The sequence below is a fragment of the Arthrobacter sp. NPDC092385 genome (assembly GCF_044755105.1).
In the GTDB taxonomy this organism is placed as follows: Bacteria; Actinomycetota; Actinomycetes; order Actinomycetales; family Micrococcaceae; genus Arthrobacter_D.
This window is the reverse complement of the sequence record NZ_JBIVQL010000002.1, coordinates 28,571-54,361: the sequence shown is the minus strand read 5'-3', so window position 1 is coordinate 54,361 and position 25,791 is coordinate 28,571. Positions and strand designations below refer to the sequence as shown.

Here is a 25,791-nt window from a genome sequence, read left to right as displayed (position 1 = left end):
GGTCGTCCGTGAGGACACGGTTGGGTGACGATCCCGAGGCGCCGGGCGGCAGTCGGGAACCTAATTGGTCCGGCCGAGCGTGAACAGGGCAGAATGAAAACACGAAGGGCGTGACTGCACGCTGTCTGCTGCCCGTGTCGGGCTGGGGAGCGAAGTGGAACACCGGTCATCGTGACCCGCAGCAGCTAACGATGAGGTAGATGTGACATCCGGACCAGACCGTCCGTTCGGCAGTAGGCCGAGCCCAGCACGTGCAGCAACCAGCCGGCGGCGCAGCCCGCTGATCCCTACGATCATCGTGGTGGCGGTGATCGTCATCGCCTTCGTCTACCTGTCCCAGGTCTACGCCGACGTGCTCTGGTACCAGCAACTCGGGTTCCTCGAGGTGTTCGTCACGGAGAACCTGTCGCGGATCGTGCTGTTCGTCGTCGCGTTCCTCGTCATGGCCGGTGCCGTGTACTTCAGCCTGCGCATCGCGTTCCGCAGCAGGCCGATCTATGCGCCCGACAGCGCCATCCAGGACAACCTGAACCGCTACCAGGCCCAGCTCGAACCGATCCGGCGGCTGCTGATGCTCGGCATCCCCGCGGTGCTCGGCGCCTTCGCCGGGACGGCGGCCTCGTCGCAGTGGCAGGAGGTGCTCCTCTTCCTCAACCAGGAGCCGTTCGGCAAGTCCGATCCCGAGTTCAACATGGACTACGCGTTCTACATGTTCACGCTGCCGTTCCTGAGCTTCGTGATCGGCTTCCTGATCAGCGTCGTGATCATCAGCGCCATCGCCACGATCCTCACGCACTACCTGTACGGGGGCATCCGGCTCGAGGAGAAGGGCCTGTTCACCACGAAGGCCGCCCGCGTCCAGATCGCGGTCGTCGCCGCGCTCTTCCTCGCCCTGCAGGGGCTCAACTACTGGCTGGACCGTTATGACACGCTGCTGAACCAGGGCACCTGGGCCGGCGCGCTCTACACCGACGTCAACGCCGTCATCCCCACCAAGGCGATCCTCGCCGTCGCGGCCGTCATCGTGGCGATCCTGTTCATCGCCTCGGCGTTCATCGGCCGCTGGCGCCTCCCGCTGATCGGCACCGCGATGCTGATCATCACGGCCCTTCTCGCCGGCGGTGTCTACCCCTCGGTGGTCCAGCGCTTCCAGGTGCGTCCCTCCGAGCTCAGCCTCGAAGGGGAATACATCGACCGGAACATCGAGCTCACGCGTGAGGCGTATGGGCTGGACCGCGTCGAGGTCGAGGCGTACAACCCCACGGACGTGCCGCAGGCAGGCGCCCTGGGCGACGACGGCGAGACCACGGCGAACATCCGCCTGCTCGACCCGAACCTCGTCTCCGACGCCTTCAGCCAGCTCCAGCAGTTCCGCCAGTACTACCAGTTCCCCGAGACACTCAACGTCGACCGCTACGAGATCGACGGCGAAGTCCAGGACACCGTCATCGCCGTCCGCGAACTGGACACCAACGGCGTCCCGGACGGCTGGGTCAACGAGCACGTCTTCTACACCCACGGCTACGGTGTCGTGGCGGCTGCCGGTTCCACCGTGCAGCCGGACGGGCGCCCGTCCTTCCTGCAGTCCGGGATCCCCTCGACCGGCGTGCTCGGGGACGAATCCACCTATGAGCCCCGCATCTACTTCGGCGAGGACTCTCCCGAGTACTCGGTCGTCGGGGCCCCGGAAGGCCAGGATCCCGCGGAGATCGACCGGCCGCAGAACGAGAACTCGGACGACGAGTCGCGGACCACGTTCAGCGGTGACGGCGGACCGAACGTGGGCAACGCCTTCAACCGGCTGGTCTACGCCCTGAAGTTCCAGTCCACCGACCTCCTGCTGTCCAACCAGGTCAACAGCGAATCGCAGATCCTCTACGACCGTGACCCGGTGGAGCGCGTCCGCAAGGTCGCCCCCTACCTGACGCTCGACGGCAACAGCTACCCGGCGATCGTCGACGGCCGGGTGAAGTGGATCATCGACGGCTACACGACCAGCGCCAACTTCCCCTACTCGACCCAGCAGGAGCTCGAATCCGCCACGCAGGACTCGCAGACGGCGGAGGGCCTCGCGACCGCGCTGCCCGCCGAGCAGGTCAACTACATCCGCAACGCCGTGAAGGCCACGGTCGACGCCTATGACGGCTCCGTGAACCTGTACGCCTGGGACGACCAGGATCCCGTCCTTAAGTCCTGGCAGAACGTCTACCCGGCGTCGCTGAAGCCCTACAGCGACATGTCGGCCGACCTCATGGCGCACGTGCGCTACCCCGAGGATCTCTTCAAGGTGCAGCGTGAGCTGCTCGCCCGCTACCACGTGACCTCGACGGACGAGTTCTACAACAACAGCGAGGCGTGGAACGTGCCGTCCGATCCGGGGGAGAGCACGGATGGCACGGCGACGACGGCGGCGACGGACCGCCAGCCGCCGTTCTACCTGACGCTGCAGATGCCCAACCAGGACGAGGCCGCGTTCTCGCTGACCACGCCGTACATCCCCTTCGTGCCGACGGGCCAGACTCCGAGGAACGTGCTCTACGGCTTCCTCGCGGCCAACGGCGATGCGGGGACCGGTGAGGACGGCGTCAAGAGCGAGAACTACGGCCGGCTGACCCTGCTGGACAGCTCGGGCCGGGATTCGGTGGTGGGTCCGGGCCAGGCGCAGAACCTCTTCAACTCGGACACGACCGTCTCGCAGGAGCTGAACCTGCTGCGCCAGGGTGCGTCCGAGGTGATCAACGGCAACCTGCTGACCCTGCCCATCGGCGGCGGCATCGCGTACGTCCAGCCGGTCTACGTGCAGTCCTCGGGCAGTTCGTCCTTCCCGGTCCTGCGGCGGGTGCTGGTGAGCTTCGGCGACAACGTCGGCTTCGCACCGACGCTCGCCGAGGCCCTCGATCAGGTGTTCGGCGGCGAGTCGGGAGCGACGACCGGCGACCAGGACAATGTGGGCGAGACTCCCGAGGATCCCGCGACGCCTCCTGCGGAGGGCGACGGCGAGGGTGAAGGCGCGACGCCGACGCCCACTCCGACGCCGTCCGAGGGGGGAACACCCGGTGGGACGACAGGTGATCCTGCTGCCGACCTCCGGACTGCACTCGACGACGCGAACCAGGCGATCGAGGACGGTAATGCAGCCCTGGCCGACGGCGACTTCGCCGCCTACGGCGAGGCTCAGGACCGCCTGCAGGACGCCCTCCAGCGGGCGCTCGACGCCGAGGAGCGCGTCTCGGGAGGCTCCGGGCAGTAGCCGGGAACGGCGGGCAGCAGCTCGATTTGCGTCTTGGCCCCGCGGCCGGTAACGTTAGTTACACGCCGCGGGGTGGAGCAGTTCGGTAGCTCGCTGGGCTCATAACCCAGAGGTCACAGGTTCAAATCCTGTCCCCGCAACGAAGAAGAGTCCGGTCCACCATCTGGTGGGCCGGACTCACTGCTGTCCGCCGTCGCCGAGCAGTGCGAGCCTCGCCTTCCAGGCGAGACCGCACCGTGCCGGGCACGCGGGGGAGGGCTGTGCTAGCCCTCCGACAGTGCCTTGTAGGCGCTCAGCGCGCGCTCCCGGCTCTCCTTGAGGTCGACCACCGGCGCGGGGTACCCGGGTGCGGAGCCCTTCCACGGCTCGTGGACGTTCGCCGCGTCAGCGAGTTCGGGGACGAACCGCACGAGGTACGTGCCCGCGGGGTCGAACTTCTTGCTCTGCAGCACCGGGTTGAAGATCCGGAAATAGGGGCTGGCGTCCGCGCCGGAGCCGGCCACCCATTGCCAGCTCGCGGCGTTGCTCGCGGCGTCGGCGTCCACCAGGCAGTCCCAGAACCACTTCTCACCCACGCGCCAGTCGATCATCAGGTTCTTGATGAGGAACGACGCCGTCGCCATGCGCACGCGGTTGTGCATCCAGCCGATCTCCCACATCTGGCGCATGCCGGCGTCGATGAGCGGATAACCCGTCCGCCCTCGCTGCCACGCCTCCAGCTCGGAGCGCGTGGAGCTCTCCCAGGTGAAGGCATCGAACTCGGGCCGGTAGTTGACGGTCGCGAGCTCGGGATTGAAGTAGAGCAGTTGCCAGCTGAATTCGCGCCAGCCGAGCTCCGAGCCGAAGGCGCGGATGTCGTCCGCCGTCGAGCCGTCCCTGTGGTCCTGCGCTGCGTGCCACACCTCGAACGGGCTGATCTCTCCGAACCGCAGGTGCGGGGAGAGCCTGCTCGTGCCCTGGAGCGCCGGCCGGTCCCGGTTGTCCCTGTACCCGTGGACCGGCCCGTCCAGGAAGTCGTCGAGGCGGGCGTGGGCTCCGGCCTCGCCCGGTGTCCAGGTGTCCCGGAGGCCCTGGGCCCAGTCGGGCGACGTGGGGAGGAGGCCCCAGGCGTCGAGGTCGTCGGAGCCGAGCCCGGGGCCGCGGAGGCGGGTAGGAGCGGGCAGGGGCCTGCGCGGCGTGCGGGAGGCAAGGCAGGCCCGCCAGAAGGGCGTGAAGACCTTGTATGCCTGGCCGGACCCGGACGTGACCTCCCACGGTTCGTACATCAGGTTCGCCTGGTAGCTCGTCACGTCGATGCCCCGGTCCGTGAAGGACGCCTTGAGTGCCGCGTCCGCGGTGCGCTCCGCCAACCCGTAGCGGCGGTTCCAGACGACGGCGTGGGCCGAGGACTCCGCGACGAGCCGAGGCAGCACCTCTTCCGCCGCTCCCCGCCTCAGGACGAGGGGGATGCCGAGGTCGGCGAGCGTTTCCGCGAGCGCGGCGAGGGAGTGGTGGAGCCACCACTTCGACGCCGCACCCAGCGGCCGGATGCCGCGCGTGTCCTCGTCGAGGATGTAGCAGGCCACGACGTCGTCCCCGCTGTCCGCAGCGGCGGCCAGCGCCGGGTTGTCCGAGATACGCAGGTCGTCGCGGAACCACACCAGTGTCACAGCCATGCCCTCAATGTACCTGCGGCCCACCGGCGGGGAGCCGCCGGACGCAGAAGGGGAACCGCAGCCGGGCGGCTGCGGTTCCCCTGTGGTATGCGCGCTGTGGGGTATCAGTACGTGGTCTCGCCCGTCGTCGACGGCGTCGCTGCTGCCGCGTTGCCCGGATCGCCCTGCGCGATCGCGCCCTGGGAACCGGCACCCGATTTCAGCGCGGCGAGCCGCGCCTCGATCTCGGTCTGCTCGCCCAGGTCCTCGAGGCTCTCGAACTGCGCGTCCAGGCTCGACGACGCCAGCTCCTGCTGTCCGCGGACCCGGGCCTCCTCGCGCCGGATCTTCTCCTCGAAGCGGCCGACCTCGCTGGTCGGGTCCATGAAGTCGATGCTCTTGACGGCGTCGTGCACCTGCTGCTGGGCCTGGGCGGTGCGGGAGCGCGCGATCAGCTGGTCCCTCTTGGTCGTCAGCTCGTTGAGCTTGCCCTTCATCTGGTTGAGGCCGTCCTTGAGCTTGTCGACGATCTCCGTCTGCGAGGCGATCGTCGGCTCGGCGCCCTTCGCCTCGTTCTCCGCTGCCATCTGCCGCTGGATGGCGACCTTGGCGAGGTTGTCGAACTTCTGCGCGTCGGCGGTGTCACCCGAAGCCCGGTACTCGTCGGCCTTGCGGGAGGCCGCGAGGGCCTTGTTGCCCCAGCTGCGGGCGTTGTCGACGTCCTCGTTGTAGTCCTCCTGCATCATCCGGAGGTTGCCGATGGTCTGGGCGACGGCGCTCTCCGCCTCCGCGATGCTGTTGGTGAAGTCGCGGACCATCTGGTCGAGCATCTTCTGCGGATCCTCGGCCTGATCGATCAACGCGTTGACGTTGGCTCGGGTGAGCTGGGCGATCCTGCCGAAAATTGACTGCTTTACCATGGGTTTCCCTTTCGATTCTTGCCTGTTGGTCCTGGGGTCCTGCTGCTGGGAAGGGCGGGTGGCCTAGAAGTCGCCACCACCGCCGCCGAAGTCACTGAATCCGCCTCCGCCGCCGTCGAACCCGCCGAAGCCACCTCCGCCGAAGCTGCCACCGTCGCCTCCGAACCCGCCCCCGCCATCACCGTAGCCGCCGCCCCCGAAGCCGCCCCCGAAGCCGCCGCCGCCGTTGAGGATGGAACCGAGGAGGATGCCGCCGAGCAGGGCGCCGCCCATGCCGTCGCCACCCCTGCCGCCGTACATGCCGCCCATGCCCATCCCGCCACGCCCGAAGCCCTGGACGTCCTGCTCCGCCAACTGCGCGGCCTGGTCGGCGAGCATCGCGGCCTGCTGCGCGTGGGACAGGGCCGTGACCGGGTCCCTCCGCTGGAGGTCGACGGCGTAGTCGAGGTTGCGCTCGGCCTCGGCCAGCCGGGTGCGGGCCTCACTCCCCACGCCGCCGCGCCGGGCCCGGATGTAGTCCGCGGTGCCCGAGATGCTCGACTGCGCCGCGATGATCGCGTGCTGGAGGGAGTCCTGGGCGCGGCGCGCGTTCTCGGCCTGGTCGCGGACGCCGCCGAGGGCGGCGTCGAGCTGTGCGTGGGCGGCCTCGAGCCGCTGCAGCAGGGCCAGCGGATTGCTCCGCGCGTTCCGGCGTTCCTGGCGCACGGTCGTCACCGCGGACTGTACCGCGGCGACGGGACCGGCGAGGTCGTGGTACTGCCCGGTGCGGTCCATGGCCTGCGCCTGCGCGAGGTCCTGCTCGGCCTCCGGCAGGGCGCGCTCGAGCTCGCGTTCCGCTGCCGCGAGCTCTTCGGCGCGCTTGTCGATCGCGTCCAGGAGCACGGTGCTCTGGTGCACGGCTTCCTCGGCGGCCCGGACGGCGACGACGGCCCTGCCGCTGTCGCCGGCGGACATCCGCGTGTGGGCCTCCTTGGCGGCACTGTCGACGAACGACAGCCGCTCCCGTGCCTGCTCGATGTTGTCCGCCACCTGAGAGGTCGCGGTCTCGAGGTAACGACCCTCGAGCGACCGCAGCGACTGTTCGGCCGCGGCGAACCGGCGGCGCGCGTCGTCCGCGGCCGACTGCGCCCGGCGCAGCGCCTCCGGGGCGTTGCGCTCGAGCTCCCGCAGGGCGTCGAAGTCGGCCTTGTGCGCCTGGAGCGAGGTGTTGACGTCCTCGCAGCGCCGGATGATCTCGCCGAGCCACTGACGCTGCTGCTGCTCGGTGTCCGGGATGTGGTCGTCGAGTTGCTGCTGGAGCTTGAAGGACTCACTCATGTGCTGCCGGGCTGCCGCGATGTCGTGGGAGAAGGTGGTGATGGCCTCGCTGCCGTACTGGGCCTCGGCGAAGCCCAGTTCCTGCTCGCTGGACTTGATCGCGTCATCCGCTGCGACGAGCAGGGAGCCGGCGCGCTTGCGCAGGTCCTCGACGCTCAGCGAAGCAAGGGGATCGACCACCTCACCGCTGGCGGACGGGACCGGCCCGTAACCGTACTCCTCGCGTTTGCGCTGGGCGCTGTTGTTACCCCGGCTCTTGAGCAGCATGTACCCGCCGGCGCCGGCGACGGCGACGAGCCCGCCCACGAGGGCGAGGCCGCCCAGGGCGCTGCCCCCGGTCGAGGTGGTGCCGCCGGTTCCCGTGGAGGTCCCACCGCCGGTCGAGCCGCCGCTGCCGGACAGAGCCTCCGTCGTTCCCTGCACCGCGGCCAGTCCGGCTCCTGCGAAGTCCCTGCCCTGTTGCAGCTCGGGGCCGATGAACTGGCTGTAGATGGCCTGGCCCTGCCCGCCGATGGCCGAACCGCCCCCGACGACGTAGGACGCGGCTCCCTGCTCGACGGCGATCGCCAGAAGGCCCTCGTTCGAGGTCTCGTCGTTGAGCTGGGCGGTGGTGGTGGCCCAGGCGTTGCGGTCGGTGGGGTTCTCGAAGGCATCGACGTAGGCCACCCGCACGGTGAAGCCTTCGTTCGAGCGCAGGTCCTCGATCGCCGATTCGAGCTCGCTCTCCTCGCCGTCACTGAGGACATCGGCGCTGTCGATCACGTAGTCCCCTGCGGGGAAGGTGATCGGTTCGTCGGCGAGAGCCGCGGTACTCGACATCAGCGGGATCGCCACGACGGCGCCCAGGACAGCAGAGACGCGGACGCGCCTGCTCATCATTCGCATTTTCGACCCTTCAGCATGTCCCCCGGACCTCACCGGTCCCAGGACTGGGGTCGGCGGACACCGGAGGCTCCCTGTCTTCCCGATTCTATGGTTGGGCCCGGGGAGCGTCCACCACCGCATCTATGCCGCTAGCGAAAGGAGCCGGCCGGGACCGGACGGGGGAGGAGGGACGGCGGGCGGCATCGGCTGCCCTAGCATGCCCGCGGTGGAGCGGCTTCCCCGGGGGCCACCCACGGTGCGGTCCCCTCCAGCGGAGGCGCCGGAGGATACTGGAGAGTGCCCGAGCGTCCCGGGGCGGGGCGTTCCCCCCGACGGCCGCCCAGCTCCAGCAACTTCTCAGAAACCGCACAGCGAACGCATGCTTGAGGCTCAGCGAAGGTTGCCATGATGTGGTCAACAGCAACGAAAGGACCTCCCGTGAACGAGCAGCCAGGCTCCCAGGGCAACGCCGAACGCCCTCTTCCTCCGCAGCCGCAGAATCCGCCGTCATGGGGGACGGGCTGGAACAGCCGGCAGCCGGCCGGCCAGCAGCCCGGTCAGCAGCCCGGTCAGCAGGACGAGGCAGGTGACCGGGCGCCGGGGTCCTACGCTGAGACGGCGGCCCAGCCCGTGAGCGTCCCGCAGACCGCGCAGCACCGGGCGCTGTCCGACCCCCCACAGGAGGGCCGGCACGGCGGTTTCACGCAGAGCCACTCTGCCCCGCACCCGGCCTACGCCGGGCACCAGCCGTTCTACGGCGAGCAGAGCGGCGGCTTCGGCCACGGTGCCGCGAGCGACGGCGGACGGAGCAGGGGGAAGGACCGCAAGCGGGTGGGTCTCGCCACCTTCGCCGCGGGAGTCCTCGTCGCCGGGCTGATCGGCGGCGGCGCGGCCGTGGCCGGGTACGACGCGCTGGACGGCGACGCCTCCACCAGCACCGCCCAGACGCCACCGGAGTCGATCGTGGTGAACAACACGGATGACGTGAACACCATCACCGGAGCTGCCGTGACGGCGTCGCCGAGCGTCGTCACCATCGCCGTCAGCGGTGGCAGCGCCAGCGGGTCGGGATCGGGCATCATCCTGGACACGGACGGCCACATCCTCACGAACACCCATGTGGTGACCCTCGGTGGCCAGGTGTCGGAACCGACCGTCGAGGTCAAGCTCAATGACGGCCGCGTCTACCCTGCGACAGTGGTCGGGACGGATCCCCTGAGCGACCTCGCCGTGATCAAGATCGATGCGCCGGACCTCACCGCGGCCACGCTCGGCAACTCCGACGAGCTCAACGTCGGCGACACCGCGATCGCCATCGGTGCCCCGCTGGGGCTGAGCGGGACGGTCACCGACGGCATCGTGTCCACACTGAACCGGACCATCAGCGTCGCGTCCTCGGCCGTGCCGGAGGACCAGCCGGACAGCACGGAGTCCGACGACGGCGAGGGCTTCAACTTCCTGCCACCGGGAGGTTCGAGCGGACAGCAGAGCCAGTCGCAGGGCTCCATCTACCTGAACGTCATCCAGACCGACGCCGCCATCAACCAGGGCAACTCGGGTGGTGCGCTGGTGGACGCCGACGGCAGGATCATCGGCGTGAACGTTGCCATCGCGTCGGGGGGATCCGGCGAGTCCACCGGCAACATCGGCGTCGGTTTCTCCATCCCCATCAATTACGCGGAGCGTATCGCCAAGGAGATCATCGACGACGGCGAGGCGACCCACGGTTTCCTCGGAGTCAGCGTCACGGAGACCTCCGGCGACGGCTCGCAGGCGGGGTCGACCTTCTCCTCAGGGGCACTCGTGCAGTCCGTCGAGCCCGGATCGCCCGCTGAGAAGGCCTCCCTGCAGGTGGGCGACGTCATCACCAGGGTGGGTAACTACACCGTCAGCGATCCCCAGTCGCTGACGGCGGCGGTGCGCATCCAGACGGTCGGCCAGGAGGTTCCGGTGGAGGTCACCCGCGGCGGGGATTCGCGCACGGTGGAGATCACGCTGGCACAGGCACCGACGCAGTAAGAGGCGGTACAGCGCAGTACGGCGCGACGAACAGGAGGCGGCCCCGGATCCGGGACCGCCTCCTGTTCGTTGCAGGATGCGGAAGCGATTCCAGGGCCCGGCGGACAGCCGCGGACGGCCGGGATCGTCACCCCACTATGGTTAGCTAGTCGGTGGGAAGATCCCCGAACGAGGAAGGTCATTCATGGACGAGGCCACAGCAGGCGGACTGCGCATCGCGGTCCTGGTGAAGCATGTCCCGGACGCCCAGTTCGACCGCCACATCGGTGGTGACGACCTGACGACCGTGCGCACCGAGAGCATCCTCTCCGAACTGGACGAGTACGCCCTCGAAGCGGCACTCCAGCTCGTCGAGGCCCAGGGCGGCGCGGCCGGCGGACACCGCGTCACGGCCATCACCATGGGGCCCTCGGCCGCCGTCAGCGCCGTCAAGAAGTCCCTGCAGATCGGCGCCGATGACGGGGCGCACCTCACGGATGAGGCGCTGAGCGGGTCGGACGCGTCGGCCACGTCCAGGGCCCTCGCCGCGCTCCTGCAGCACCTCGGGCCCTTCGACCTGATCCTGACCGGGATGGCGTCGACGGACGGCGAGACCTCGCTCGTCCCGGCGCAACTCGCCGAGCGGCTCGGCCTGCCGCAGGTGACGTTCGCGGCATTCCTCGACCTGGCGTCGGAGGACGGCGGCTGGAAGGTCACCGCCCGCCGGGACAATGACACGTACGCCGAGACCATCGAGGCGCCCCTCCCGGCAGTCGTCTCGGTGACGGACCAGATCAACGAGCCGCGCTACCCGAATTTCAAGGGCATCATGGCGGCGAAGAAGAAGCAGATCCAGGTCCTGTCCCTGGCCGACATCGGGCTCCAGGCGGACGAGGTGGGCCTCACCGGGTCGTGGACCAGGGTCGAAGCGGCAGCACCCAGGCCGCCGCGCAGCCAGGGCGTCGTCATCACGGATGAGGGCGACGCCGGCATCCGGCTCGTCGACTTCCTCGCGGGTCAGAAACTCCTCTAGCCCTCGCCCGCCCCAGAGTCCCAGGAGACATCGCCATGACCACCGTCCTCGTTTTCCTCGACCACCCCGGAGCGAGCCTCGCCAAGAGCGAGCGCGAACTCCTCTCGCTCGCTGCTTCCCTCGGTGATCCCGTCGTCGCCCTGGCGGACGGGGCCGGCCAGGCCTACCTCGACGGCGTCGGCTCCTACGGCGTGCGGGAGTACTACCGCCCGGACACCGAGGCTGTCTCCGAGGTGCTGGTGGCCGGGAAGGCTGCTTTCCTCACCGAGGCCGTCCGGGCAACCGGCGCGGGAATCGTGCTGCTGGGCAACTCTTACGAGGCGAAGGAGATCGCCGCCCGGCTCGGCGTCAGGCTGGGGTCGGGGGTGATCACCGACGTCGTCGCCCTCGATGCCGATCTTGCCGCCACGAAGTCGGACTTCGCCGGCTCGTACACGGTCACCTGCCGCGTGACCAGCGGCGTTCCGATCCTGACCGTCAAGCCGAACAGCTTCGAGGCCGTGGAGGCTGGCCTTCCGACGTCACCGCGCGAGGTGCGCATCCCCGTGGAGCTGCCCGCTGCCGCGGCTCGCGTCACCGGACGCGTCGACAAGCCCGTCAGCGGCCGCCCGGAGCTCGCCGAGGCCCGCGTCATCGTCGCTGGTGGACGCGGCGTGGATGGCGACTTCGGCCCTCTGGAGGATCTGGCGGACGCCCTGGGGGGTGCCGTGGGTGCTTCCCGCGCGGCCACCGATGCGGGGTGGATAGAGCACTCGGCGCAGATCGGGCAGACGGGCAAGACCGTGTCGCCGCAGCTCTATATCTCCGTGGGGATCTCGGGCGCCATCCAGCAGAAGGCCGGGATGCAGACCTCCAAGGTGATCGTCGCGATCAACAAGGACGCCGATTCGCCCGTGTTCGAGATCGCCGATTTCGGCATCGTCGGAGATCTCTTCTCGGTGCTGCCCCAGGCGACCGAGGAGATCCGGAAGCGCGGACTGTAGCGCGTGGCACAGGAACGTGACGTCACCGCCCCGTCACGGGTGCTGGTCTTCGCGGCGCACCCGGACGACATCGATTTCGGGGCGTCCGCGACGATAGCCGGTTGGACCGCCGCCGGCGCATCGGTCAGTTACTGCATCCTCACGGACGGGGATGCCGGAGGATTCTCCGACGAGGACCGGCCGGGAGTGGCAGGGCTGCGGCGCGAGGAGCAGCGCGACGCCGCCAGGATCGTCGGGGTCTCCGACGTGACGTTCCTGGGTGAGCCCGACGGTCATCTCGAACCGACGGACGCCGTCATCCGGGAGATCGTCCGCAGGATGCGGGAGGTCCGGCCGGACATCGTGGTGTCGATGCACCCGGAGCGGAGCTGGGACCGGATCCAGAAGAGCCACCCGGATCATCTGGCGTGCGGAGAAGCGGTCACGAGGGCCGTCTATCCGGCGGTCGAGAACCCCTTCGCCTACCCGGAACTCGAGGCTGCCGGCCTGGCGCGCTACCGGGTCCCGTGGCTGTGGTTCTACGGGGGGCCGGCGCACCTCGAGAACCGGTTCGTGGACGTCAGCGGGCGGGAGGACCTCAAGATCGCCGCCATCACCGCCCACCGGAGCCAGCACCCGGATGTGGGGCGCATGCAGGCCAGGGTGCGGGCCATCCTCGCGGAGAACGCCCGGCGGGGAAACCTGCCCGAGGGACGCAGCGCCGAGTCGTTCCATGTCGTCGGTATCAACACCGACGAGACCATCGCGGGTTTCTAGCAGGATCGGCGGACCCTCGCAGGAGCACTGCCGACGGTTCATGGGAACGCCCGCAGTACCCGTGACCTGATCCGACACCAGCGGCCCCGCCGATGCGCGGACGCATCGGCAGGGCCGCTTTCGGGGTGTTACCGGTCGGAGCGGGGGATCAGGCTCCCAGCGGAATCTGGGCTACGACGGGCAGCGTGGGCGTCGCGGATCCGCCCTCGGGCTCGACCGTGATCGCAATGGCACTGAAGCCACTGATCTCCGTCAGCTCGGTGACCTTGGTGCCTGCTACGTCGGAGCCGGACATCGTACCCACGGAGACGGGGGCTGTCCCATCGGCGGGGATCCGCCACATCTGGTAGACGTGGCCCTCGGCCGGCGCCGGTATGCCGCTCAGTGTCACGACCGCCGCGTTCTCCTCACCGGAGACTGCGAGCTCGGCGACGCCACCGGCATCGAGGGAGAGCTCCTGCGTCCGGACGTCCGACGCCTGGAGCACCTGCTGCTCGACCGTGTTCTGCTGGAGGTTCTGGGCGATGGTCACGCCGCCCACAGCGAGCACCACGGCGGCTGCCGCAGCAACCATCCAGCGCGAAGCCCGTGAGGACATCGAGGCCCGGGTGGAGCGTCGTTCCGCCAGCTCGTCCTGGCCGCCCGCCGGCGCTCCGGCATGCTCCGGTTCGTGGTGAGCCGCTGGTGGGACAGGCACGAGCGTCGGTGGTGGCATGGACCCCGTTCCGTGGTCCTCGACCCCCGGTAGCTGCGCGACGATCCGATCGAAGAGGTCGGCCGGCGGCTCGACCTCCGTGGCGTAGGCAGTAGTCATTGTCTCTCGACACGTGCGGACCCGGTCGGCGAAGGAGGCGCTGGTGCTCGGATCGGCATCCTGCAGGAACGCGTCGATCACGCGGCGTTCCTCGGAGCTGATGGCGTCCAGCGCGTACAGCTCCGCCCACTCCAGAACGTGGCCTCGGGCCAGGTCCGTCTCGAGGTCGTCCGCGAATTGTCTGTTCATATCCTTGTCCTGCATCTCAGTTCACCCCCAAACATGTCTTGAGCCGGATCAATCCGTCACGGATTCTCGATTTGATGGTCGGCACCGCGACGCCGAGTTTCTCGGCCACCTCGCGGTAGGTCAGCCCGCCGTAGTAGGCCAGCTTCACTGATTCCTGCTGGGTCTCGGTCAGTGTGTCCAGACACCTGACCACGCTCTCCGCTTCCAGCCGCTGCGTGACGGTGTCGACGACGTCGTCGTGATCTATGGTCTGCGTGGCCGCTCCGTAGCGCGCCTCCCGATCCGTGGCGCTCTGTTCCGAGCGCACCCGGTCCACCGCGCGGCGGTGGGCCAGGGTCATGAGCCACGCCATGGGGCTGCCCATGGCCGGGTTGAAGCGATCCGCGGTGTTCCACACCTGGAGGTAGACCTCCTGCGTGGCGTCCTCGCTCAACTCCGGATCGATGAGCACGCGCCGGGCGAGCCCGTAGACGCGCTTCGATGTCTGCTCGTAGAAGAGTGCGAAGGCGGCCCGGTCCTGCCGCGCGATCCGCAGCAGCAGGTCCGTCAGTGTGGGACCGACCCCGGGATCAACGGCCATCCCGCGTGCTGCGGGAGCGGTGGGGCTGACCCGGCTTACTCGTGGCGTTTCCATAGGGCTCCAGCATAAAGCGCTGGTCGTCCCAAACCGAACAGCCCCGGGCCGGCCGTGCCGCGGCGGGCGGACGCGCGCCTGCTGCTGCAAATGCACCATCCCACCCCTCCCGATTCCGATGTCTTTCTTCCTGACATCTTTCATTCGGAGCGGGACGTGTCATGGATGGTTCGGCGCCGAGGGCTGGTCCATCCGTGCGCGGGCCTGGTCAGCCGGAGCGTAGGAGGCGACGGCGATGAGTGAGTCCGCGTTGAGGACGAACTCCTCTCCGAGCCGCTCCACGAAGGCCTCCCGCACGCGCTGCAGGAGTTCGGGCTCGTCCGGCAGCAGCCCCCGGTATCCGCTGCCGAGCGCCAGGGACCAGGCGTGGTCGGGCTCGAGGGGAACGGTCAGCCCGAGCTTCTCGACCCTCACGTCGTCCAGCCCTCGTGCGAGCAACCACTCCTGCAGGCGGTCCCCGGATGCGAGCCTCCTGCGGTTCTCGACGAAGACCGGGGCAGCGGAGGAACCGGCAGCGGTTCCGTCGGACGCGACGGTTGCACGGATGGTGTCGAGGAGCAGATCGCCGAACGGCTCGAGGGCGCCGTCGTCCCATGCGCTCAGGGCAACCCTTCCACCCGGGCGCAGCATCCGCACGATGCGGTCCATGCCTGCGTCCATGTCGTCGAGGAGGAAGACCCCGTAGCAGCTGACCACGGCGTCGTAGGGCGCGTTCGGCGTCCAGAACGCAGGATCCGTGCGGTGGAAGGACACGTTGCCCAGCCCGAGGGCCTCGGCCTTGGCTTCCGCGAGGTCGAGCATCGCCGAGGAGCGGTCGACGGCGTCGATGTGCCCGTCCGGTCCCGCGAGCTGCGCGGCCGGGATGGTCCCCGTGCCGGTTGCTGCGAAAACGTCGAGCACACGCTCGCCCAGGAGGATGTCGGCCGCGGCGACGACGGCGTTGCTCACCGGGTTCCATACGGCGGGAGCGAGGCGGTCGTAGTCCTCCGCCCCGCCTTCGGGCAGTGTTGCGGCATGGCGAGCGGGCATGGAGGGCTCCTGGGCGTGGATCATCGCTGGGCGCCTGCGAAGCCCTGTTGGCGCCAGGCTTCGTAGAGGACGATGGATGCGGTGTTGGCGAGGTTGAGCGAACGGCGGGTGGGCAGCATCGGGACGCGGACCCGCGCCGTGACGCGGGGGTCGTGCTTGACCTCGTACGGGAGGCCGTCGGACTCCCGGCCGAACAGCAGGACGTCCGTGGGCTCATAGGCGATGTCCGTGTAGGACACGTCACCGTCCGAGGTGTAGGCGAACACGCGCCCGGGCTGCAGCGCCTCCCATGCCGCCTCGAGGGTCGGATGCACGTGCAGCACCGTGAGGTCGTGGTAGTCCAGCCCGGCCCGCTTCAGCTTGGAGTCCTCGAGGCTGAAGCCGAGCGGTTCCACGAGGTGCAGTTCCGCACCGGCCACGGCGGCGAGGCGGATCGCGGCGCCGGTGTTGCCGGGTATTTCTGGGGTGTGGAAGAGGATGCGGAACACCGCTCCATCCTAGCTTCCGGCCGAGGCGAGCAGGCGCGCGAGCACGGGGAGCTGCACCGCGTTCGGCGCGGGCCCGGAGGACAGGAACGCGCGGATGGTGCGGACGGCCGTGCCGGCGTTCACGACCTGCACGACGGCGGGCGAGGAGCGGTCGAAGCCGGGCGGGACGTCGATGACGGGGGCGAAGGGATTGTCCGGCGCGCCATGGATGACCACCCACCCCGCGACGTTGAGGTCCGGGAACAGCTCCTGGACTGCACGCACCGAGCGCGGTAACTGCAGATCGACGGTCCTGCCCTGGAAACGCAGCGATCTGCCGTCCCAGGAGAAATTGCCCGGCGGCGCCGTGAAGGAGTCGATGACCGCCATGCGGTAACCGGCCAGGAGGACATGGCCGGCCGACGTCCTCTCCCTGTCGTCGAAGGCGAGGCCGTTGACGAGGCGCGCGGCGGGGTACGTGGGCAGGAGCGCGCGCTCGAGCAGGGCGGAGGTGCGGAGTTCACCGTCCACGCGGGACCGGACCGCGGAGGACAGGCGCCCGAACATGCCCGGCTGCCGCGGGGAGCCGTGGACCTGCCGGCCGGCGAGGATCAGGGGGACCGCCGGTGGAGCCGACGGCGAGAACGGTGGCAGATAGTTCGGCGGGGCCTTCGCGGCGTCGTCGTCCTCCACCCGTGTCCGCGCGGACGCCCGCGCCTCCGGAGTCCCGTTGCGGGCCGCTGCGGCGCCGGAGGCCGCAGGCGCGGGGCGGACCCGCCCGATCTCGGCGTCGTATCGTTCCCGGCGCTGCGGATCACTGAGCGTCTCGTAGGCGATGGCGACGTCGTGGAAGCCGGCCGCGCTGCCGCCGAGGTCCGGGTGTGCCGCTCGCGCCGCCCTGCGATAGGCGTCCTTGATGTCCTTGTCGCCGGCGTCCGGGGACACGCCGAGGACGTCGTAGTACGACTTCCGTGGCGCCTCTGGCATCGATCGGGCCTTTCGTGGAGATTCTGCGGTTCCGGAGCATCCGGGACCACGGGGGCTGGTGGTGCCGTGCTCGGAGACCACCTGCCGATACCACCTGACACTAGGGCCACGGGGCAACCGGCACAAAAGCGTGCGCCGGCCCACCGTCGGCCCACCGCCGGCCGGTCGGGCAGGACGGAGCCGGCAGCAGGCGGACATGCGGGCTCAGGTACAACGCAGCACCCGGCCGGGAAGTTTCGCCGTCCACGGCTGCGGACGGAGGGGGACTCCTGCCCGTGGCCGGCCACCGCGCCGGAATTGCACCGGCATTACAGTGGGAGCGGCGACCTACCTGGTGTCGCGGAGATCAGGCAGACGGGACGGTTCGCGTGCGGCGAGGCAGGGTGGCGACGGCAGGCAGCGCGCGGCTGGGCCTGCCGGTGCTCGCCCTGCTCCTGACGCTGCCGGCCTGCACCATCGAGGTACCGCTGCCGCCGGGATCAGCGCCGGGATCAGCGCCGGCCACGGTGCCGGCCTCCGCTCCGCCGGGTGGGGCCGCACCTGCTCCCTCGCCCAGCGGCGTCGACCCCGGGCTGCCGCCCCTCACCCGCGCGCAGATCACGGGCGAGGACATGACCTTCGCCCGCGGCAGCTACCTCGCGCAGGGCGAGAGCGTCGCCTTCGCCGACGGCATGACGCGCTCCGACGGGTGGACGCCGCGCAGGATGATGGTCAACGGGGAGTCCGCCTACGAGGACGGCCTCGGGTGCCTGGCGTCCCTCCGCCACACGGGCGTGCAGGGGCCGCTCGTCGTGGACGGCGATGACAGGGCATCCACCGAGGCGCTCTTCGCGTTCCTGGACCCGAGCATCCTCCCCGAGTACCTCGTGACGACCACCTGGCCGTGGGGCGGGAGCCCCGGCGAATCACCGGCGGGCATCGAGTTCCTCACCTACCTGCAACCTGCCGCCGGGTCCGCGCCGGCGAGCGCCGTATCCCTCCGGCTGTTCAGCGGGCCGCGGACCGGGTTGGCGATCACTGTGTCCTGTCCCTCGGACGACCAGCTGGCGGCCGCCGTCGCCGACGTCCGCAGCCGCGTCTCGGTGGTGCCGCCGAGGTCCTGAGCCCCGGCGGTCCTGCCTGTTGGCCCTGCCTGTTGGCCCTGTCTGTTGGTCCTGCCTGTCGGCAACCGGGCGTCCGCCCGGTTGCTTCACGGGGTGCGCCGGTACAGCGTGTAGAGGGCCGATTCCTCCGTCAGCAGGGAGGAGAGCGCCAGCGGGACGGCGTCCTCCGGGCTGGGGCCGACGGAGATCCGGGGGCCGTCGCCGCCGGCGAGCAGCGGACTGATCGAAAGGCACAGTTCGTCGACGGCGCCGGCGCGGGTGAGGCTGCCCAGCACGGCCGGGCCGCCCTCGCACAGCACCTTCAGCAGTCCGCGCCTGCCGAGTTCGGCGAGGACGGCGGACGCCTGTACCGTGTCCGATCCGCAGTCGACCACGTCGGCGACGTGCTCCAGTGCCGCGCGCCTGCCTGCCGGCGCGTCCGTGCCGGTGAGGATGACCGGACGCACCGGGGCACGCTGGAAGAAGCCGCTGGAGGGGTCGAGGTTCAGGCTGCCCGAGATCACCGCGACGGCGGGGTGCGGCGCGAGGCCGTGCGCGGAACGCCAGGTCCGTGCGGCGTCGTCGACGAGCTCGCCCTCGTAGCCCTCGGCCCGGATGGTCCCCGCTCCGACGAGCACCACATCCGCGAGGCGTCGCAGCACCGTGAAGATGCGCTTGTCGCCCTCGTTCCCGAGCCCGGCGGAGAACCCTCCGCTGGTCGCGGCGCCGTCGGCCGCTGCCACGAAGTTGAACCGGACGTACGGGGTGTCCGTGGCCGGGTAGGCGTAGATGCGGTGCAGGGCGTCGTCGTCGATCGCCGCGGGCGAGGCCGGGATGAGCGAGGTGATCACGGCGCTGCCGGCTCGTTGGCATCGCCCATGTTGTGGCGCAGGTACGCCGGTTCGCGCCACCCGAGGACCGCCTCGGTGAGGTCGATGGCAGCCCGGGACGCCGCCACGTTGTGCATCCGCAGCACGCGGGCACCGCCGAGGAGGCAGATGACGGCGGCGGCGAGCGAACCCTCGACGCGTTCCCGCTTGGGGCGGTCGAGTGTCTCGCCGATGAAGTCCTTGTTGGACACGGCGGCGAGGGTGGGGAACCCGAGCCCGGCGATCTCGGAGAACCTGCGCGTGATCTCCAGGGAGTGCAGCGTGTTCTTGTTGAGGTCGTGTCCCGGGTCCACGAGGATCCGGTCCTCCGGGATGCCCAGCCGCACGGCGTCGTCGACCTTCCGGAGGAGGAAGTCCGCGATCTCGCCGACCACGTCGTCGTACGTCGGGCGCGGATAGACGGTGCGCGGCTCCGCCAGGCTGTGCGTGATGACGAGGTGCGCCCCGGCCTCGGCGACGACGGCCGCCATGTCCGGGTCCCGCAGGCCGGTGGTGTCGTTGACGACGTTCGCCCCCGCGGCGAGGGCGCGCCGGGCGACCTCCGGGAGGAAGGTATCGGCGGAGATGATGACGTCGGACGCCGCGCGGACGGCGCTGATGACCGGGACGATGCGGTCGGCCTCCTCCGAGGCCGGGATGGGATCGCCCGGGGAGAACGGCGCCCCGCCGATGTCCACCCAGTCCGCGCCGTCGTCGACCGCCTTCAGGGAGGCGTCGACGGCGGCCTGCAGGGCGAAGGTCGCCCCGCCGTCGTAGAAGGAGTCAGGTGTCCGGTTGATGACGGCCATGAGCGCGACCCGGCGGTCGAAGTCGATGGTCCGCGCACCGAACGTGTGCACCGCGTGCCGGAGGCCGGGCAGGTAGGTGCCGGGGGAGGAAGGAGCCGCTGCTTGACTATCCACCCTGCAGTTCTACCACCGCGGGCATCGCGAGCCGTCGTCCTCGCCGGGGCGTGACGCGCGCCACCGGAATCGGCCGGGCGGCGTGGCGCCCGTAGAATCAGAGGATGCCCGTGTATGTCGATCACGCGGCGACCACGCCGATCTCGGCGCCGGCGCTCGCCGCACTCACCCGCGAACTCAGCCGGAGCGGGAATCCCTCCTCCCTCCACGGCTCGGGCCGCCGTGCCCGCCGCTCCGTCGAGGAGGCCCGCGAGACGATCGCGGCCGCCGCCGGGGCCCATGCCTCCGAGGTGATCTTCACGTCCGGTGGGACCGAGGCGGACAACCTGGCGATCAAGGGACTCTACTGGGCGCGCCGCGCGGCCGGCCCCGCCCGCAACCGGATCCTCTGCAGCACCGTGGAGCACCACGCCGTCCAGGACGCCGTCGAGTGGCTCGAGCGGCACGAGGGTGCGGAGGTGGTGTGGCTGCCCGTCGACGCGACCGGCGTCGTCTCCCTCGATGCCCTGCGGGCCGCGCTGGCCGAAGCACCCGAGCGGACGGCGCTCGTCACCGTCATGTGGGCCAACAACGAGGTGGGGACCGTCCAGCCGGTCCGGGAGATCACGGCCGAGGCCGCCCGGTTCGGAATCCCCGTCCACAGCGACGCGGTGCAGGCTTTCGGCGCCCTTCCCGTGTCCTTCGCGGAGTCGGGGCTCGCGACCATGGCCGTCAGCGCGCACAAGATCGGCGGCCCCGTGGGTGTCGGCGCCCTCCTGGTGGGCCGCGCCGTGACCCTCACGCCCGTGCAGCACGGTGGCGGGCAGGAACGGGACATCAGGTCCGGGACGCTCGACGGCGCCGGGATCGCCGCCTTCGCCGCTGCGGCCGACGACGCCGTCACGCACCTGCACGAGGAGGCTCCCCGCCTCGCCGCGCTGAGGGACCGCCTGATCGAGGGGATCCTCCAGCAGGTCCCGGAGGCGGTGCTGCGCGGGGTCGGGCATCCCGCCCCCGAGGGGACGCGGCTCCCCGGGAACGTGCACTTCACCTTCCCCGGGTGCGAGGGGGATTCGCTCCTGTTCCTCCTCGACCTCGCGGGCATCGAGTCCTCGACGGGTTCGGCCTGCACCGCGGGCGTCCCGCGGCCCTCCCACGTCCTGCTGGCCATGGGCCTGACGGAGGACGAGGCGCGGGGCGCCCAGCGGTTCAGCCTCGGGCATACATCCACGGCCGAGGACGTTGACGCGGTGGTACGTGCAATCGGCGGGGCCTACGAGCGCGCCCGCACGGCGGGCATGGCCGGGCACGCATCAACCATTCGAACGGCAGGAACGGGTTTTATCTCATGAGGGTACTGGCAGCGATGAGCGGCGGCGTCGATTCCGCGGTGGCGGCGGCGCGCGCCGTGGACGCGGGGCACGACGTCGTCGGGGTCCACCTGGCCCTCTCCCGCATGCCCGGGACACTCCGCACCGGCAGCCGCGGCTGCTGCACCATCGAGGACTCGCGGGACGCATGGCGCGCCTGCGACATCCTCGGCATCCCGTACTACGTCTGGGACTTCTCCGAGCGCTTCAAGGAGGACGTCGTCGACGACTTCATCGCGGAGTACGCGGCGGGCCGCACACCCAATCCGTGCATGCGCTGCAACGAGCGCATCAAGTTCGCCGCGCTGCTCGAGAAGGCGCTCGCGCTCGGGTTCGACGCCGTCTGCACCGGCCACTACGCGAAGGTGATCGAGGACGCCGACGGCAACCCTGAGCTGCACCGCGCGGCCGACTGGGCGAAGGACCAGTCCTACGTGCTCGGCGTGCTCACCCACGAGCAGCTTCGGCACTCCATGTTCCCGCTCGCCGAGACCCCCTCGAAGGCCGAGGTGCGTGCGGAGGCGGAACGGCGCGGACTCTCCGTCGCGAACAAGCCCGACAGCCACGACATCTGCTTCATCCCCGACGGCGACACGCGCGGCTGGCTCGAGGAGCGCATCGAGATGACCGACGGCGACATCCTCGACGTGGACGGCGCGAGGATCGGCAGCCACCCCGGCGCCAACGCCTTCACCGTCGGCCAGCGGCGTGGCCTCAAGCTGGGCACCCCCGCCGCGGACGGCAAGCCACGCTTCGTGCTCGAGATCCGCCCGAAGCAGAACGAGGTCGTCGTCGGACCCGAGCATCTGCTCGCGATCGACCAGATGCGGGGCATCAAGGTGTCCTGGGCGGGCCTGCCCATCGGCGAGGTGCTCACGGGCGAGGAGTTCGCGTGCATGGCCCAGGTCCGCGCCCACGGCGATCCGGTGGCTGCCCGCGCATCGGTCGAGGCGGACGGCGACGGCACCCAGCAGCTGGTGGTCCGTCTCGTCGAGCCCATGCGCGGCGTGGCACCCGGACAGACGGTCGTCCTGTACCAGGGCACGAGGGTGCTGGGCCAGGCGACCATCGACTCCGCACGTTCGGCACTCCGCCCGGAGATGGCGGCGGCGCAGGGCTAGACGCAGTTTCCGGACGTCCGTGGGCTTCTGCTTGACTGGAGGCATGACGCATCCACGCAGCGGCTTCGACCCGGCAGCCAGTTCACTCGCAGGAGACGTAGCCCCCGAGGTGATGGCCGAGCTGCTGTCCGTGAGGAGTTCGATCGACAACATCGACGCCACCCTCGTCTACCTGCTGGCCGAACGCTTCAAGGCGACCCAGCGCGTAGGGCACCTGAAGGCCGAGCACGATCTTCCCGCCGGTGACCCGCAGCGGGAGGCGGCGCAGATCGCCCGGCTCCGCATGCTGGCCGAAGAGGCGCAGCTGGACCCGGCATTCGCCGAGAAGTTCCTGAACTTCATCATCTCCGAGGTGATCCGCCACCACCAGGCCATCTCCGAGAACCGCAGGCCCGCAGCCGAGGGTCGCCACGACGATCCGTCCTCCGCGGCCGGCACCGGAACGGGAACGGACGGCACCCATGCCTGACGGGGACCGCGAGCGTACCGTCGGGGCGACGGCCGCCGGCGACTGGCCGGGTACCGACCCCCTCGAGGCGAACCGGGCCGTGCGGGGTGAGCTCGGGGGAGCGAACGTCCCCTTCCTGCCGTCCCTGACCGCCCGGGGACCGGGAAGCGACGCCGTGGGCCGGACGCTCGGTGTCCTCGTGGAGCTGCCGTTCGACCTCCAGCCGCACGGCTGGCGCCTCGTCCAGCGGCCCGGCAAGGACCAGCGGCGCGCCGAGTCCGCCCTGTCGTCCGACATCAACGCACTCGGCGACATCGCGGGCGCCGAGGACCAGCCCTCCCCACACCTGAAGCTGCACCTGAGGGGGCCGCTGTCCCTGGCCGCGGGCACACACCTGCACAACGGCGAGCGCGTCCTGGTCGATTCCGGTGCGCGGCGCGAGCTCTACGCATCGCTCGCTGCAGGCGCGGCGGACGTGGTGAGGCGCGTGTCGGCCGTGGCGAGGGGCGCCCAGGTGCTGCTCCAGCTCGACGAGCCGGACGCCGGCGACGTCCTCGCGGGGCGCGTGCCCACGGCGAGCGGGTACCGGACGCTGCGCGCGATCGACCGCCGTGAGGCGACCGAGGCCTGGGACCTCGTGGCGGCGTCGGCCCTGGGCGCCGGCGCCGCGGGCACCGTCCTGGTGCCGGGAAACGGCGATGTCGCACTCGACGCCGCCCGCTCGAGCGCCGCGACAGCCGTGTCCCTCGAGCTGCGCGGGATCTCCGACCGGCAATGGGAAGCGCTCGCCGAGGACATCGAGTCCGGGCGCGGGCTCTGGCTGGCGATCCTGGACCCCCGGCCGAAGCTTCCGCAGGTCACGGTACTCGCGGAGTCGGTGCTCGGTGCCTGGCGGCGCGTCGGGCTGCCGGCGGCGGCGCTCTCCGCGCTCACGGTGACCTCGCTGCCCGGGCTCGACGCCCTCTCCCCGGCCGATGCCACGCGGGCTCTCACCCGCCTCGCCCAGGTCGCCGACGCGCTGGACCAGGTCCGCAGCGAGGGCTGATCCGGGCGGCCGCGGCAGCGGGGTCGCTCAGACGCGTTCTTCCCAGCGGCGGGGACGGGCGTCGGGGGGAAGGACGCCGTCGAACTCCTCGAGGACGTAGTCGAAGGATCCCGCGTAGACGAGCAGGGTTCCCAGCTGGCGGTGCACCACGCGCGTCGTGATCCTGAACGCCCCCGCGGCGTCGTCCCACCATTGCTCCACGTAGGCGAGCGCGCCGAGGGCATCGGGAAGCGGCAGCCGAAGGCCCGCGAAGACCCGTGTCCGCGAGGACACCATGCGGATGTGGCCGTCGTCGGTGGCGGAGCAGGTCAGGAGCGTGGCCATGCGCCGGTGCCGGCCCACATAGTCGGTGAGGACGCCGTCCTGCAGGGAGGTCGTGTCCTCGAAGACGCGCACGGCGCTGCCGAAGTCGAGTTCGCGGCGCGCCGTGAGGGCCGGACGCCCGAACGGATCCGTGTGCGGGTAGTTCCTGATGGTGAACGGGACGTCGGTGCCGTACTCGGGGAAGAACGCGTTCTCCAGTGTGGTGAGGCGGAAGGCCGGCCGCGCGAACCAGGCGGGACACCCGGCGACGTCGAAGACCCCGCGTCCGTGGCCCGACAGTCCGCTCTCCGCGTGCAGCCCGAAGTATTCGCGCAACTCCGGCTGGAGGCGGCCGAACCCGCTGCCCATCGCCTGCTGGTAGATCGAGATCATGCCGCCCTCTTCCTCCGCTCGGACCACCAGTCAACCATGGGGCGGGCCGGCGGGCGTCTGCAGGAGCAGGCGAAGCCCTCAGAGGCGCCCGGCGGCCTTCAGCCGAATGTAGGCGTCGGCGAGCAGGGGTGGGAGTTCGGCGGGGACCGCGTCCACCACCTCGGCACCGAGGAGGCGGATCTGGTGCGCCACCGCGGCGCGATCCAGCAGGGCGCGTTCCGCAGCCGCGGCACGGAACGTGGCCGCCGCCGTCGAGCGGTCCGCGCTCATCTCGTCGAGCCTGGGGTCGCGCACCGAGGCGACCACGACGACGTGGCGCCCGGTCAGCGCGGGCAGTGCCGGCAGCAGGCCCTCTTCGACGGCGCCCGAATCGAGCGAGGTCAGCAGCACCACGAGGGAGCGGTGGGCCGATGCCGCACGTACCTGTGCAGGAAGGCGTGACCAGTCCGCCTCGATGAGTTCCGCCTGGAGCGGCGCCATCGCGGTCACGAGCGAACCGAGCAGGTTGCCCTTGGCCGTCGAGTCCACACGTGCTCGGAGGCGGCGGTCGAAGGCCAGGAAGTGCACCTTGTCGCCGCCCCGCTCGGCGAGGACGGACAGGAGCAGCGCGGCTTCGATGCCGGTGTCCAGGCGCGGTTCGTCGAGCACCCGCGCCGCCGAGGTGCGCGAGGTGTCCAGCACGACGACGACGCGGCGGTCACGCTCGGGGCGCCAGGTCCGGACGACCGTGTCTCGCCGCCGGGCGGTGGCCCGCCAGTCGATGGAGCGCACGTCGTCGCCGCGCACGTAGTCCCGCAAGGAGTCGAACTCGGTGCCGGCGCCCCGGATCTGGACCGCCGTCCGGCCGTCGAGTTCGCGCAGGCGGCGCAGCTTCGAGGGGAGGTGGCGCCTGGAGTTGAACGGGGGCAGCACCCGGAGCACGCCGGCCGCCGGGACCGGGACCTGCCGTGCGGCGATCCCGAGCGGGCCGGCGCTCCGGATGGTCACCGTGTCCACGCGGAGGATGCCGCGCCGCGTGGGGCGCAGCAGGACGGTCATGCGCCGCGACTCGCCGGGAGGCACCACGATCGTCTGCTCCGGATCGGCTGCCCCGGCCGAGGGCTGCCAGGCCTCGCGCACCGTCGCGCGCAGTGTCCGGGACGTGTCGTTGCGCAGGACCAGCGCGCTGCGGCCCTCCTCGCCGAGCCGCACGCTGTCCGGCAGGGTCCTGACGATGCCCACCCTCCGCGGGGAAGCGGCCAGGCCCACATCGAGGCAGGCCACAGCGGTGAGGAGTGCAGCCCACAGCAGGATCGACGCCGCACCCGGGTAGAGGAGGACGGGCACGACGCCGAGCAGCGCCAGCAGGACGAAACGGCCGGTGATGGCCAAGGGCTCTCCTCT

General features: G+C 70.5%; 22 protein-coding genes and 1 tRNA gene. 11 read left to right on the top strand and 12 right to left on the bottom strand.

Features of this window, described 5'->3' with window-relative positions; genetic code table 11:
* Positions 1-280 precede the first annotated feature (280 nt).
* Together ACIQCY_RS03355 and ACIQCY_RS03350 are read left to right on the top strand one after the other, a co-directional pair.
* Entirely contained in the window at positions 281-3,250 is a 2,970-nt protein-coding gene (locus ACIQCY_RS03355) for a UPF0182 family protein (protein WP_400482782.1), read from the top strand.
* Between the two features lie 66 nt (positions 3,251-3,316).
* Positions 3,317-3,390, top strand: a tRNA-Met gene (locus ACIQCY_RS03350).
* Positions 3,391-3,513: 123 nt separating this feature from the next.
* Here the strand turns inward: ACIQCY_RS03350 and ACIQCY_RS03345 are convergent.
* The 3 genes from ACIQCY_RS03345 to ACIQCY_RS03335 form a co-directional block, all read right to left on the bottom strand.
* Entirely contained in the window at positions 3,514-4,905 is a 1,392-nt protein-coding gene (locus ACIQCY_RS03345; protein ID WP_400482480.1) for a cryptochrome/photolyase family protein, read from the bottom strand.
* Positions 4,906-5,009: 104 nt separating this feature from the next.
* Positions 5,010-5,804: a PspA/IM30 family protein gene (locus ACIQCY_RS03340; protein WP_400482479.1), complete on the bottom strand. Its 795-nt coding sequence runs from the start codon at positions 5,802-5,804 to the stop codon at positions 5,010-5,012.
* 63 nt (positions 5,805-5,867) lie between these two features.
* Entirely contained in the window at positions 5,868-8,000 is a 2,133-nt protein-coding gene (locus ACIQCY_RS03335) for a TPM domain-containing protein (RefSeq protein WP_400482478.1), read from the bottom strand.
* A gap of 423 nt (positions 8,001-8,423) precedes the next feature.
* On the opposite strand from ACIQCY_RS03335, the gene ACIQCY_RS03330 reads away from it, so the two are divergent.
* The 4 genes from ACIQCY_RS03330 to ACIQCY_RS03315 all read left to right on the top strand — a co-directional run bounded on the left by ACIQCY_RS03330 (position 8,424) and on the right by ACIQCY_RS03315 (position 12,755).
* Positions 8,424-10,004: a S1C family serine protease gene (locus ACIQCY_RS03330; RefSeq protein WP_400482477.1), complete on the top strand. Its 1,581-nt coding sequence runs from the start codon at positions 8,424-8,426 to the stop codon at positions 10,002-10,004.
* Positions 10,005-10,188: 184 nt separating this feature from the next.
* Positions 10,189-11,016, top strand: coding sequence for an electron transfer flavoprotein subunit beta/FixA family protein (locus tag ACIQCY_RS03325; protein ID WP_400482476.1), 828 nt, complete (start codon positions 10,189-10,191; stop codon positions 11,014-11,016).
* Between the two features lie 35 nt (positions 11,017-11,051).
* On the top strand, positions 11,052-11,999 hold the full coding sequence (locus tag ACIQCY_RS03320) for an electron transfer flavoprotein subunit alpha/FixB family protein (protein WP_400482475.1): 948 nt from the start codon (positions 11,052-11,054) through the stop codon (positions 11,997-11,999).
* A 3-nt stretch (positions 12,000-12,002) separates the two neighbouring features.
* The gene (locus tag ACIQCY_RS03315; RefSeq protein WP_400482474.1) at positions 12,003-12,755 is read left to right on the top strand and encodes a PIG-L deacetylase family protein; all 753 of its coding nucleotides are present in this window, start codon (positions 12,003-12,005) and stop codon (positions 12,753-12,755) included.
* Positions 12,756-12,903: 148 nt separating this feature from the next.
* On the opposite strand, the gene ACIQCY_RS03310 is transcribed toward ACIQCY_RS03315, so the two are convergent.
* The 5 genes from ACIQCY_RS03310 to ACIQCY_RS03290 form a co-directional block, all read right to left on the bottom strand.
* Positions 12,904-13,758, bottom strand: a complete 855-nt coding sequence (locus tag ACIQCY_RS03310) for an anti-sigma factor domain-containing protein (protein ID WP_400482473.1) — start codon at positions 13,756-13,758, stop codon at positions 12,904-12,906.
* Positions 13,759-13,774: 16 nt separating this feature from the next.
* Entirely contained in the window at positions 13,775-14,392 is a 618-nt protein-coding gene (locus ACIQCY_RS03305) for a sigma-70 family RNA polymerase sigma factor (RefSeq protein WP_400482472.1), read from the bottom strand.
* Between the two features lie 159 nt (positions 14,393-14,551).
* Positions 14,552-15,421 (bottom strand): class I SAM-dependent methyltransferase, encoded by an 870-nt coding sequence (locus tag ACIQCY_RS03300; protein WP_400482471.1) that lies wholly within the window; start codon positions 15,419-15,421, stop codon positions 14,552-14,554.
* A gap of 20 nt (positions 15,422-15,441) precedes the next feature.
* Positions 15,442-15,909, bottom strand: coding sequence for a tRNA (cytidine(34)-2'-O)-methyltransferase (locus tag ACIQCY_RS03295; RefSeq protein WP_400482470.1), 468 nt, complete (start codon positions 15,907-15,909; stop codon positions 15,442-15,444).
* A gap of 9 nt (positions 15,910-15,918) precedes the next feature.
* The gene (locus ACIQCY_RS03290; RefSeq protein ID WP_400482469.1) at positions 15,919-16,875 is read right to left on the bottom strand and encodes a J domain-containing protein; all 957 of its coding nucleotides are present in this window, start codon (positions 16,873-16,875) and stop codon (positions 15,919-15,921) included.
* 383 nt (positions 16,876-17,258) lie between these two features.
* On the opposite strand from ACIQCY_RS03290, the gene ACIQCY_RS03285 reads away from it, so the two are divergent.
* Positions 17,259-17,978, top strand: coding sequence for a hypothetical protein (locus ACIQCY_RS03285; RefSeq protein ID WP_400482468.1), 720 nt, complete (start codon positions 17,259-17,261; stop codon positions 17,976-17,978).
* An 86-nt stretch (positions 17,979-18,064) separates the two neighbouring features.
* On the opposite strand, the gene ACIQCY_RS03280 is transcribed toward ACIQCY_RS03285, so the two are convergent.
* Both ACIQCY_RS03280 and folP read right to left on the bottom strand, forming a co-directional pair.
* Positions 18,065-18,808: a pyrimidine reductase family protein gene (locus ACIQCY_RS03280; protein WP_400482467.1), complete on the bottom strand. Its 744-nt coding sequence runs from the start codon at positions 18,806-18,808 to the stop codon at positions 18,065-18,067.
* Entirely contained in the window at positions 18,805-19,749 is a 945-nt protein-coding gene (folP, locus tag ACIQCY_RS03275; protein ID WP_400482466.1) for a dihydropteroate synthase, read from the bottom strand. Before folP ends, ACIQCY_RS03280 begins: the two co-directional genes overlap by 4 nt.
* A 104-nt stretch (positions 19,750-19,853) precedes the next feature.
* Here folP and ACIQCY_RS03270 point away from each other — a divergent pair, with 104 nt between their 5' ends.
* Genes ACIQCY_RS03270 through ACIQCY_RS03255 form a run of 4 tightly spaced genes read left to right on the top strand, consistent with a single transcriptional unit; the run spans position 19,854 to position 23,712 of the window.
* The gene (locus ACIQCY_RS03270) at positions 19,854-21,080 is read left to right on the top strand and encodes a cysteine desulfurase family protein (protein ID WP_400482465.1); all 1,227 of its coding nucleotides are present in this window, start codon (positions 19,854-19,856) and stop codon (positions 21,078-21,080) included.
* A complete protein-coding gene (gene mnmA / locus ACIQCY_RS03265) occupies positions 21,077-22,219 on the top strand; it encodes a tRNA 2-thiouridine(34) synthase MnmA (RefSeq protein WP_400482464.1) in 1,143 nt (380 codons plus the stop codon). Before ACIQCY_RS03270 ends, mnmA begins: the two co-directional genes overlap by 4 nt.
* Before the next feature lie 43 nt (positions 22,220-22,262).
* A complete protein-coding gene (locus ACIQCY_RS03260; protein ID WP_400482463.1) occupies positions 22,263-22,688 on the top strand; it encodes a chorismate mutase in 426 nt (141 codons plus the stop codon).
* On the top strand, positions 22,681-23,712 hold the full coding sequence (locus tag ACIQCY_RS03255) for a hypothetical protein (protein WP_400482462.1): 1,032 nt from the start codon (positions 22,681-22,683) through the stop codon (positions 23,710-23,712). Before ACIQCY_RS03260 ends, ACIQCY_RS03255 begins: the two co-directional genes overlap by 8 nt.
* 27 nt (positions 23,713-23,739) lie before the next feature.
* On the opposite strand, the gene ACIQCY_RS03250 is transcribed toward ACIQCY_RS03255, so the two are convergent.
* Both ACIQCY_RS03250 and ACIQCY_RS03245 read right to left on the bottom strand, forming a co-directional pair.
* A complete protein-coding gene (locus ACIQCY_RS03250; RefSeq protein ID WP_400482461.1) occupies positions 23,740-24,408 on the bottom strand; it encodes a DUF4166 domain-containing protein in 669 nt (222 codons plus the stop codon).
* A gap of 78 nt (positions 24,409-24,486) precedes the next feature.
* The gene (locus ACIQCY_RS03245; RefSeq protein ID WP_400482460.1) at positions 24,487-25,779 is read right to left on the bottom strand and encodes a DUF58 domain-containing protein; all 1,293 of its coding nucleotides are present in this window, start codon (positions 25,777-25,779) and stop codon (positions 24,487-24,489) included.
* Between the last annotated feature and the right edge of the window lie 12 nt (positions 25,780-25,791).

Coding starts and splice junctions, on each gene's coding strand:
- ACIQCY_RS03260 (WP_400482463.1), top strand. CDS start 22,263: ATGACGCATCCACGCAGCGGCTTCGACCCGGCAGCCAGTTCACTCGCA.
- ACIQCY_RS03250 (WP_400482461.1), bottom strand. CDS start 24,408: ATGATCTCGATCTACCAGCAGGCGATGGGCAGCGGGTTCGGCCGCCTC.
- mnmA (WP_400482464.1), top strand. CDS start 21,077: ATGAGGGTACTGGCAGCGATGAGCGGCGGCGTCGATTCCGCGGTGGCG.
- ACIQCY_RS03300 (WP_400482471.1), bottom strand. CDS start 15,421: ATGCCCGCTCGCCATGCCGCAACACTGCCCGAAGGCGGGGCGGAGGAC.
- ACIQCY_RS03290 (WP_400482469.1), bottom strand. CDS start 16,875: ATGCCAGAGGCGCCACGGAAGTCGTACTACGACGTCCTCGGCGTGTCC.
- ACIQCY_RS03305 (WP_400482472.1), bottom strand. CDS start 14,392: ATGGAAACGCCACGAGTAAGCCGGGTCAGCCCCACCGCTCCCGCAGCA.
- ACIQCY_RS03335 (WP_400482478.1), bottom strand. CDS start 8,000: ATGATGAGCAGGCGCGTCCGCGTCTCTGCTGTCCTGGGCGCCGTCGTG.
- ACIQCY_RS03310 (WP_400482473.1), bottom strand. CDS start 13,758: ATGAACAGACAATTCGCGGACGACCTCGAGACGGACCTGGCCCGAGGC.
- ACIQCY_RS03340 (WP_400482479.1), bottom strand. CDS start 5,804: ATGGTAAAGCAGTCAATTTTCGGCAGGATCGCCCAGCTCACCCGAGCC.
- ACIQCY_RS03345 (WP_400482480.1), bottom strand. CDS start 4,905: ATGGCTGTGACACTGGTGTGGTTCCGCGACGACCTGCGTATCTCGGAC.
- ACIQCY_RS03270 (WP_400482465.1), top strand. CDS start 19,854: ATGCCCGTGTATGTCGATCACGCGGCGACCACGCCGATCTCGGCGCCG.
- ACIQCY_RS03320 (WP_400482475.1), top strand. CDS start 11,052: ATGACCACCGTCCTCGTTTTCCTCGACCACCCCGGAGCGAGCCTCGCC.
- ACIQCY_RS03325 (WP_400482476.1), top strand. CDS start 10,189: ATGGACGAGGCCACAGCAGGCGGACTGCGCATCGCGGTCCTGGTGAAG.
- ACIQCY_RS03255 (WP_400482462.1), top strand. CDS start 22,681: ATGCCTGACGGGGACCGCGAGCGTACCGTCGGGGCGACGGCCGCCGGC.